This is a genomic window from Actinosynnema sp., assembly GCF_052038725.1.
The window spans coordinates 1-2,741 of sequence record NZ_JBQGCX010001293.1 but is presented as its reverse complement, the minus strand read 5'-3'; the positions used below and the strand labels follow the sequence as shown (position 1 = coordinate 2,741).

Genomic DNA, 2,741 nt, shown 5'->3' with positions numbered 1-2,741 from the left:
GACCGCGCCGCCGCCGTCGACGACCTGGGTGTCGTCGTCGATCGTCGCGGCGTCGATCGTCGCGGCCAGCTCGGCGATCACGCCGTCGCGGACGAGCACGTCGACCGGCTCGCCCTCGCCGTAGGGGCGCACGCCCCTGAGCAGCAGCGGGTTCACGGGGTTTCCTCTTCGTGTGCGAGCAGGTGGTAGAGCACCGCCATGCGCACGTGCACGCCGTTGCGCACCTGGTCGGTGATGGCCGCGCGCGGCGAGTCGGCGACCGCCGAGGCGATCTCCATGCCGCGCAGCATGGGGCCGGGGTGCAGCACGACCGCGTGGTCCTGCAGCAGGGCCTCGCGGCGCTCGCTCAGCCCGTAGGCGATCGAGTACTCGCGGGCGGACGGGAAGAAGCCGCCGTGCATCCGCTCGGCCTGCACGCGCAGCAGCATGACCGCGTCCTGGCTGGGCAGCTCCGCGTCCAGGTCGTGCGAGACGGCCACCGGCCAGTTCCGCACGCCCTGCGGCAGCAGCGTCGGCGGGGCGACCAGGGTCACCTCGGCGCCGAGCGCGGTCAGCAGGTGCACGTTGGAGCGGGCGACCCGGCTGTGCAGCACGTCGCCGACGATCGCGATCCGGCGGCCGGTGAGGTCCTCGCCGAGGCGCTCGCGCAGGGTGGCGGCGTCGAGCAGGGCCTGGGTGGGGTGCTCGTGGGTGCCGTCGCCCGCGTTGACCACGGACGTGCCCGTCGCCTCCAGCCAGCCCGCGAGCCGCGGGGCGGCGCCGGAGGCCGGGTGCCGGACGATCACGCAGTCGGCGCCCGCGGCGGCCAGGGTGAGCGCGGTGTCGCGCAGCGACTCGCCCTTGCCGACGCTGGAACCACCAGCTGAGACGTTCACCACGTCCGCGCTCATCCACTTGCCCGCGATCTCGAACGAGACGCGGGTGCGGGTGGAGTTCTCGTAGAACAGCGTGATCACGGTTCGGCCGCGCAGCGTGGGCAGCTTGCGGACCTCGCGGCCCAGCAGGGTCCGCTTGAGGTTGGCCGCGGTGTCCAGGATCGCGAGGGCCTGCGCCGGGTCGACGCCCTCGGTGCCGAGCAGGTGCCTCACCGCAGCACCACGCCGTCGCGGCCGTCGGCCTCGTCGAGCAGCACGGCGACGTCCTCGGTGCGCGCGGTGGGCACGTTCTTGCCGACGTAGTCGGCGCGGATCGGCAGCTCGCGGTGGCCCCGGTCGACCAGGACGGCCAGCTGCACGGCCCTGGGGCGGCCGTGGTCGCGCAGGGCGTCGAGCGCGGAGCGGACCGTGCGGCCGGAGAACAGCACGTCGTCGACCAGCACGACCAGGCGGTCGTCCACGCCGCCGGGCGGCAGCGAGGTGGCCTCCAGGGGGCGCGTGGGGCCCCGGCGCAGGTCGTCGCGGTAGAGCGTGATGTCGAGGATGCCCACGGGCACGTCCACGCCGCTGAACTCGCGGATGCGGGCGGCGAGCCTGCGCGCGAGCGGCGCGCCTCGGCTCGGGATCCCCATCAGGACTACTTCGGGTGCGCTGGGTGCATCCAGCGCGGTCTTCTCGATGATCTGATGGGCCATTCGGGCGACGGTGCGCGCGACGTCGCCGGCGGAGAGGATTTCGCGCTCTCCTGCCGGGTCCGTCGCACCACGTTGACGTGGCGCCACGGCTGGACCTCCTTCCCCGCCTCGCCGGACGGGTCCTTAAAGGACGTCGGACACCCGGTGCAGACCGGGCTGACCAGCACCGTATCAGGCCCCGGAGGTCAATCTTCCGGGTGGTCGGAGTGGTCTCGCCCACCTGTCCCAGTGAGATCAGCTTGACCTGGTGACCACGGAGAGCAATCATTACTCTGCGTATTGATCTAAGCCTCCCCTGGGCAGTCCCCTACCGGCTGACGGGGCGAATGAACGGAGAACCGCCACATGGGCGACTACGCCAAGGCGCTGGGGGCAAAGCTCCGCGCGATCCGCCAGCAGCAGGGCCTCTCGTTGCACGGCGTCGAGCAGAAGTCCGGTGGCCGCTGGAAGGCCGTGGTGGTGGGCTCGTACGAGCGCGGCGACCGTGCCGTGACCGTCCAGAAGCTCGCCGAGCTGGCCGACTTCTACGGCGTCCCGGTTGCCGAGCTGCTCCCGGAGGGTCGCGTGCCGTCGGGCGCGGAGCCCGCCACCAAGATCGTGATCAACCTGGAGCGGTTGCAGCAGCTGCCCGCCGAGAAGGTCGGTCCGCTCGCCAGGTACGCGGCGACCATCCAGAGCCAGCGCGGCGACTACAACGGCAAGGTGCTGTCGATCCGCACCGAGGACCTGCGCTCGCTCGCGATCATCTACGACATGACTCCCGGAGAGCTGACCGAGCAGCTCATCGACTGGGGTGTGCTGCCTCCCGAGGCCAGGCCGTCCAAGGAGGACTAGCCCCTCCCACCGGCCCGGCGAGCCCGCCTCCGCGCGACGGGGGCGGGTCCGGTCGAGCCGGGCTCCCGAGGCAGGCGCACGGGTCCGCCCCCGTCCCGGCCCGCGGGTCGCGCGTCCGCCCGACGTCCTGGGGGTCGTCGGCGGCGCGGCCGGCGGGCGGTGTAGGGAGCGCTCGCGACGGCGGGCGCCGGGACGCGGCGGGACGAGCGGCGCGCCGTGCGGGCGTCCGGAGGCGACGGTGAGGTCCCGCGCTGGGGTTTTCGCGTTGGGTGTCCGCGTTGGGTGTCCCGCGCTGGGTTTCCGCGCTGCGCCTGGGGCTCGTCGTGGCAGCACGAAC

General features: G+C 73.1%; 3 protein-coding genes. 1 reads left to right on the top strand and 2 read right to left on the bottom strand.

Going from position 1 to position 2,741, the window contains the following annotated elements:
• Positions 1-152: 152 nt before the first annotated feature.
• Together ACTUAL_RS27340 and pyrR are read right to left on the bottom strand one after the other, a co-directional pair.
• Positions 153-1,088, bottom strand: a complete 936-nt coding sequence (locus ACTUAL_RS27340; protein ID WP_440902256.1) for an aspartate carbamoyltransferase catalytic subunit — start codon at positions 1,086-1,088, stop codon at positions 153-155.
• The gene (gene pyrR / locus ACTUAL_RS27335; protein ID WP_015803952.1) at positions 1,085-1,657 is read right to left on the bottom strand and encodes a bifunctional pyr operon transcriptional regulator/uracil phosphoribosyltransferase PyrR; all 573 of its coding nucleotides are present in this window, start codon (positions 1,655-1,657) and stop codon (positions 1,085-1,087) included. The genes ACTUAL_RS27340 and pyrR overlap by 4 nt, the downstream gene beginning before the upstream one ends.
• Positions 1,658-1,915: 258 nt before the next feature.
• On the opposite strand from pyrR, the gene bldD reads away from it, so the two are divergent.
• A complete protein-coding gene (bldD, locus tag ACTUAL_RS27330; protein WP_015803953.1) occupies positions 1,916-2,404 on the top strand; it encodes a transcriptional regulator BldD in 489 nt (162 codons plus the stop codon).
• The last annotated feature ends 337 nt before the right edge of the window (positions 2,405-2,741 follow it).

Bases quoted from the DNA above. Each gene is read 5' to 3' on its own strand.
- bldD (WP_015803953.1), top strand. From the start codon at position 1,916: ATGGGCGACTACGCCAAGGCGCTGGGGGCAAAGCTCCGCGCGATCCGC.